The organism is Curvibacter cyanobacteriorum (genome assembly GCF_028649475.1).
Classification (GTDB): domain Bacteria; phylum Pseudomonadota; class Gammaproteobacteria; order Burkholderiales; family Burkholderiaceae_C; genus Curvibacter; species Curvibacter cyanobacteriorum.
Map to the genome: position 1 here is coordinate 47,355 of NZ_JAQSIP010000016.1, position 6,340 is coordinate 53,694.

At 63.5% G+C, this 6,340-nt stretch carries 5 protein-coding genes; all 5 read left to right on the top strand.

All coding sequences use genetic code 11. The annotated features are described in order from the left end of the window. Nucleotides 1-92: 92 nt before the first annotated feature. The 5 genes from PSQ40_RS21275 to PSQ40_RS21295 all read left to right on the top strand — a co-directional run bounded on the left by PSQ40_RS21275 (nucleotide 93) and on the right by PSQ40_RS21295 (nucleotide 6,339). On the top strand, nucleotides 93-1,709 hold the full coding sequence (locus PSQ40_RS21275) for an ABC transporter permease (RefSeq protein ID WP_273953913.1): 1,617 nt from the start codon (nucleotides 93-95) through the stop codon (nucleotides 1,707-1,709). Nucleotides 1,710-1,980: 271 nt separating this feature from the next. After that, nucleotides 1,981-3,018: an extracellular solute-binding protein gene (locus PSQ40_RS21280; RefSeq protein WP_273953918.1), complete on the top strand. Its 1,038-nt coding sequence runs from the start codon at nucleotides 1,981-1,983 to the stop codon at nucleotides 3,016-3,018. A 127-nt stretch (nucleotides 3,019-3,145) separates the two neighbouring features. Beyond that, nucleotides 3,146-3,904 (top strand): 3-hydroxyacyl-CoA dehydrogenase, encoded by a 759-nt coding sequence (locus PSQ40_RS21285; protein WP_273953914.1) that lies wholly within the window; start codon nucleotides 3,146-3,148, stop codon nucleotides 3,902-3,904. 415 nt (nucleotides 3,905-4,319) lie between these two features. Next, nucleotides 4,320-5,528: a tyrosine-type recombinase/integrase gene (locus tag PSQ40_RS21290; protein WP_273953915.1), complete on the top strand. Its 1,209-nt coding sequence runs from the start codon at nucleotides 4,320-4,322 to the stop codon at nucleotides 5,526-5,528. 349 nt (nucleotides 5,529-5,877) lie between these two features. Then, nucleotides 5,878-6,339, top strand: coding sequence for a helix-turn-helix transcriptional regulator (locus tag PSQ40_RS21295; protein WP_273953916.1), 462 nt, complete (start codon nucleotides 5,878-5,880; stop codon nucleotides 6,337-6,339). Nucleotide 6,340: the final 1 nt, after the last annotated feature.

A 6,340-nucleotide genomic window follows, 5' to 3' on the forward strand; every position in this document is an offset into this window, starting at 1 on the left:
AGGGAGCGCAGCGGAGCGTTTGCAACGCCCCGCCGGCCGGTGGGCCATGGCCCCCCTCTTACAATGCGCGCTTCCTTCACCGACCCCACTTCATGCTCCGATCCTGGTCACGCGCTGTCTTGCTGCTGTTGCTGGCGACCCTGCTGTGTCTGCCCATCGTGTCGGTGCTGTGGTTCTGCCTGCACGGTTCAGCGCAAAGCAGCCAGATCCTGGCCGAGATGGCCCGCACGGTGCTGCCGGACTATGCCTGGACCTCGCTGGCGCTGTGCCTGATGGTGGGCCTCGGGGTCAGTGGGGTGGGGCTGGGCACGGCCACGGCGGTGAGCCTGTTCGAGTTCAAGGGCCGACGCTGGTTCGAATGGGCCTTGCTGCTGCCGCTGGCCATGCCGGCCTACGTGGTGGCGTACGCCTACACCGACTTCCTGCAGTTCAGTGGCCCTTTGCAGACCGCCCTGCGCCAGCACCTGGGCTTGCAGGGGCGCGTGCTGCCAGAGATCCGCAGCCTGGGCGGTGCGGCGCTGGTGTTCACGCTGGCGCTCTACCCCTACGTCTACCTGCTGACACGGGCCGCGCTCAGCGAACGCGCCAGTCAGCTGATGGAGGCCGCGCGCCTGCTGGGCGCACCGCTGTCGCGCCGCATCCGTGTCATTGCCCTGCCCATGGCCCGGCCAGCCATTGCCGCCGGGGTGGCCCTGGCGCTGATGGAGACGCTGGCCGATTACGGGGTGTCGAGCTACTTCGGCATCCAGACCTTCACCGCCGGCATTTACAAAGCCTGGCTGGCCATGGACGACCGGGTCGCCGCCGGCCAACTGGCCGCTTGCCTGCTGCTGGTGGTGCTGGTGTTGCTGGGGCTGGAGCGGCGGGCACGGCGCCACCTGCGCTTCAGCCAAAACAAGCCGGACCGGCAGGACGCGGTCGCCACCCGCCCCACCACGCTCAAAGGCCCCGGCCTGGCGCTGGCCTGGCTGGTCTGCGGCGCCCCTGTGCTGCTGGGCTTTGTGCTGCCGGTGCTGTTCATGCTGCGGCCGCTGCTGGCCGAACCGACCGAGCTGCCGTGGGCACGTTTCTGGGCCTGGTCGCTGAACAGCCTGCAACTCGGCCTGCTCAGCGCCGGCCTGGCCGTCGGGCTGGCATTGAGCTTGGCGTTCGTGCAACGCCAGCGACCGGACCGGGCCTCGCGCGCGGTGACGCAGTTGGTCGGGCTGGGCTACGCCATCCCCGGCGCGGTGGTGGTGGTGGGGCTGCTGCTGCCTTTTGGCTGGTTGCAGCAACGCTGGCCGGCGTCGCAGGCAGGCTACTGGCTCAGTGCCACGGTGCTGGGCTTGGTGTTGGCGTACCTGGTGCGCTTCACCTCGGTGGCCTTGCAGACGGTGCAGAGCGGCTACACCCGCATCCCGCCCAGCCTCGACGAGTCGGCCCGCCTGCTGGGCGTGCGCGGTTGGGGCCTGCTGAGGCGGGTGCATGCGCCCCTGCTCAAGCGCTCGGCCGCCGCGGCCTTGCTGCTGGTGTTTGTCGACGTCATGAAAGAACTGCCCACCACACTGGTGCTGCGGCCGTTCAACTCCGACACCCTGGCCGTCGTGGCCTACCAGCTGGCGCGCGACGAGCGCCTCGGCGAAGCCGCCCTGCCCAGCCTGGCTTTGGTGCTGGTGGGCCTGGGGCCTGTGCTGCTGCTGAGCCGCACGCTGCGGCGCCAGGGCGACTGAGCCGGCCCACCCACAGACCTGCCCCCGCCGGCGCCACGCGCTCTGGCAGCTCGCAGCGATAGGGGGGCCACACCAGCACCTTGGCCCCGCCAGGACCACCACTTGCATCGCCCGTGTGGCCGAGCACCTGCGAGCGCACATCCTGCATGCTCCGCACGTCTTGCGGCACCACCGGGAGATGCCCATGATCACAAGAATGATTCGCATTCATTGATATACTGATTTTTTAAGTTGAGACAAGTGGCGCTGCCAAAGGAATGCTGTGAAAACTGTGCTGAAGACTGTTGCCTTGTCCTGGGCCTTGCTGAACGCGGTCCCGGGGTTCTCGCAAGACCAGGTGCTGAACCTTTATTCGGCGCGCCACTACCCCAGCGACGAAGCGCTCTACAGCAACTTCACCAAGGCCACGGGCATCCGCATCCAGCGCGTGGATGCCGATGACGCAGGCATCCTTGCCCGGCTCAAGACCGAGGGTCAGGCCTCGCCCGCCGACGTGATCCTGCTGGTCGACGCGGCGCGGCTATGGCGCGCTGAAGTCGACGGTCTGTTCCAACCGATCCAGTCCAAGGTGCTGACCGGCGCCATCCCGCCGCAACTGCGCGCCAAGCCCGACGACAAGGGGGCCACCGCCTGGTTCGGCCTGTCGACCCGCGCCCGCATCGTGGTGTACGACAAGCAGCGCGTGAAGGCCTCGGAGGTGGACACCTACGAAAAGCTGGCGGACCCGGTCAACAAAGGCCGCATCTGCATTCGCTCGGGTTCGCACCCCTACAACCTGAGCCTGTTTGGCGCCATGGTCGAGCACCTGGGCCCGGTCAAAACCGAAGCCTGGCTCAAGGGCCTGAACGACAACCTCGCGCGCAGCCCCAAGGGGGGCGACACCGACCAGATCAAGGGCGTGGCCTCGGGCGAATGCGCGGTGGCGGTGACCAACTCCTACTACCTGGCGCGCCTGATGCGCTCGAACAACCCCGACGACCGCGCGATGGTCGACAAACTGGGCGTGGTGTTCCCCAACCAGGCCGGTGAAGGCACCCACGTCAACGTGGCTGGTGGCGCGGTGGCCCGCTACGCCAAGAACCAGGCCAACGCCGTGCGTTTTCTGGAGTACCTGATCAGCCCCGAAGCCCAGAACCACTTTGCCAACGGCAACAACGAGTGGCCGGTGGCCAAGGGCGTGCAGTTCGACAACCCCGCGCTCAAGGCCATGACCGGCGGCAGCTTCAAAAGCGAACTGATCCCGATCAGCGCCGTGGGCATGAACCAGATCAAGGTGCAGCAGATGCTGGACCGCGTCGGCTTCCGCTGAGCGCCCCCCCCTGCCCCGCCACCCAGGCCTCCCGCTGCACAGCGCGAGGCCTTTTTTCACGCTTGCGGTGAGCGCAACTCCACTGCCATAATTGACGTTTACGTAAACGTCATACACAGGAGACACCATGCAAATCAAAGACCGCGTTTTCATCGTCACCGGCGGCGCTTCGGGCCTGGGCGAAGGCACGGCCCGCATGCTGGCAGCCAACGGTGCCACCGTCGTGATCGCTGACATGCAAGCCGAAAAAGGCGAAGCCGTGGCGCGTGAACTGGGCGGCGCGTTTGTGAAGTGCGATGTGAGCCAGGAAGCCGACGGCCAAGCCGTGGTGGCCAAAGCCGTGTCGCTGGGCAAACTGGTGGGCCTGATCAACTGCGCCGGCATCGCCCCGGCTGAAAAGACGGTCGGCAAGAACGGCCCGCACGCGCTGGCCGTCTACAGCAAGACCATCATGGTCAACCTGGTGGGCACCTTCAACATGATCCGCCTGGCGGCCGATGCCATGTGCAAGAACGAACCCGAAGCCACGGGCGAACGCGGCGTGCTGATCTCCACCGCCTCGGTGGCTGCCTACGACGGCCAGATCGGTCAGGCGGCCTACAGCGCGTCCAAGGGCGGCGTGGTGGGCATGACCCTGCCCATTGCGCGCGACCTGGCGCGCAACGGCATCCGCAACATGACGATCGCCCCTGGTATCTTTGGCACCCCGATGCTGTTTGGCATGCCGCAAGAAGTGCAGGATGCGCTGGCCGCCAGCGTGCCCTTCCCGTCGCGCCTGGGCACGCCCAACGACTATGCCCGCCTGGCCCAACACATCATCGAGAACGACATGCTCAATGGCGAAGTGATTCGCCTCGACGGCGCCATCCGACTGGCACCGCGCTGAGCATCGCGCCCCCATCGGGGCCGGCCTGAGTTGCCGGCCCTGCCCCACCCGCCAGTGCCCTGCACTGGCTTTTTTGTGCCCGCCAGGCCCAGGGAGTCCGGGTGAACAGGGGGCTCAGCCCACCCCGAGCGAACTCAGGGCCAAACGGGTGAAGGTGTCGGCACCGAAACGGGCCAGTCAGTGGGCCATTCAGCGCCTGCGAGCGGACAAAGAAAAACGGCCCACAGAAAACTCTGTGAGCCGTTTTATTTGGCGGAGTGGACGCGAGAAGCGTCGCAGCCCGGTAGCCGCCAGCAACGGCCAAAAGCCTAATGCTGACAACGGGTTAGCTCATTGAGCCAGCCGCTTTCCGCCGGAAACTTCCGCTATTGTAGCAAGGTTTTCTGTGAGTCGAATTGTGAGTTCAATCGACCCCATGAAAGCCAAGAACCCCAAAACTATCCAAGACCAAATCGACCAGGCCGCCTGTGGCACGTCCCGCAAGCTCTACCGCATCAACGGCGCTGAGTTCCTGTTGCAAGTCACGCCCAAGGGGGTGAAGTCCTGGTGTTATCGCTACACCCTGAACAACAAGACCCGCGTCATGGGACTTGGCCCCGTGCATCGCATCTCCTTCGACGAAGCCACCAAGCGGGCACGCAAGATTCGCGTGCTGCTGGATGACGGCATTGACCCACTGGCCGAACGCGACCACAAGAAGGCAGAGCAAGCCCTGAGCAAAACCTTCAAGGAGTGCGCAGCAGAGTTCATTCGCAGCCACGAAGCAGGCTGGAAGTCCGCAAAGCACACAGCCCAGTGGTCGGCAACGCTGGAAACCTATGCCTACCCCACTATCGGAGACTTGGCGGTACAGAACATCAAAGTGGCACACGTCACGAAGATCATCGACCCGATCTGGCTCGACAAGAATGAAACCGCTGAGCGAGTCCGGTCTCGCATCGAGAAGGTTTTGGCATGGGCTACCGTACATGGCTATCGAACTGGCGACAACCCGGCACGATGGTCAGGCTACCTCAGCGAAATCTTCCCCAAGCGGGCTGCTGTGCGCAAGGTGAAGCATCATCCTGCACTGCCGTATTTGGAGCTACCTGCCTTCATGCGCCTGCTGGAAAACACCTCAGGTCGAGGGGCATGGGTGTTGCGCTTCTTGATCCTGACCGCCACGAGAACGACCGAGACGCGAGCCGCAGAATGGTCGGAAATCGACATGGAGGAACGCCTGTGGTGCATTCCGGCTGAACGCATGAAGGCATCACGCCCACACCGTGTTCCGCTGTCAGAGCCAGCGATGGAAATTCTGCGCTACATGAAGGCCATCAACGATGCACACCCCACGCCGTCGAAGTACGTCTTCAACGGCCAGACCTGGGGCAAGCATCCATCGGAGGCCATCATGTTGATGCGGTTGAAACACATGGGCCGCACCGACATTGTTCCGCACGGCTTCAGAAGCACCTTCCGCGACTTCGTGGCGGAAAAAACCGACTTTCCCCGTGAAGTGGCGGAGGCTGCGCTGGCGCATGCACTGCAAGACAAAACGGAAGCCGCCTACCAGCGCGGTGACTACCTTGAAAAGCGCCGAGAACTGATGACCTTGTGGGCCAACTTCTGCATGTCCGGTTAGACATCCGCCGGGATCGACCGCCGATTGCCCTTGACCAAAACTGTGCTATAGAATTTCGTCCATGAACTGCAAGTAGCGGGTACAGCAGTTCTACAGTTCGGATGAACTGTCGGGTGTGACGCACAGCTCCCTCGTCACCTCCGCCACCCCTCTTGAGCCAAGTTCCTTGGCAATAAAGAGGTGCATCAGTCGCCACCAACGAGCAGGCGACCATGCACAAAGAAAGCCGAGCAAACCGGGCTTCTCTGTGTGTAGATGATTTGGTCAAACCCCTCTGAAACAGGAACCATTGCCCGAGACGTTTATTTGTCTTTACCCGTGGGTCGTGGCTCTCTTTTGGAGATGATCCATGTCCATCAACACACTGAAAGTAGATGTTCAAAACGCCCTGACTCTGAAAAATGATCGCCTCTTGCGCGATGCCGAGGTTCAAAAGCTGACTGGCGTGCGCAAGACTCGCCGCGCCGATCTGATGCGCGACGGAAAATTCCCTCACCCCATCAAAATCTGCGGAGGCCGAACGAATTACTGGCTGGCATCTGAAATCGAAAAATTCATTGCCGATCAGGTCGTACAACACCGCGCCGAGCAGGCTGAAAAGCTGGCTCAACTCGCCAGTGACCCCTTCAACGTTCTGATGAGTGCCTTGGCAGGCAAGCCAAGCCAGAACTCGCAAGGGGCCTGCGATGCCCCCGATGGCCACCCCAAACTGCTCCACAGTTGGCCAGTCAAACTGCTCCAGGCAGGACATGGTGATTATGCCGGGTCGGGCGTGATGGCCAGCCGCGCGGCGGCCTCCTTGAGTCGGTAGC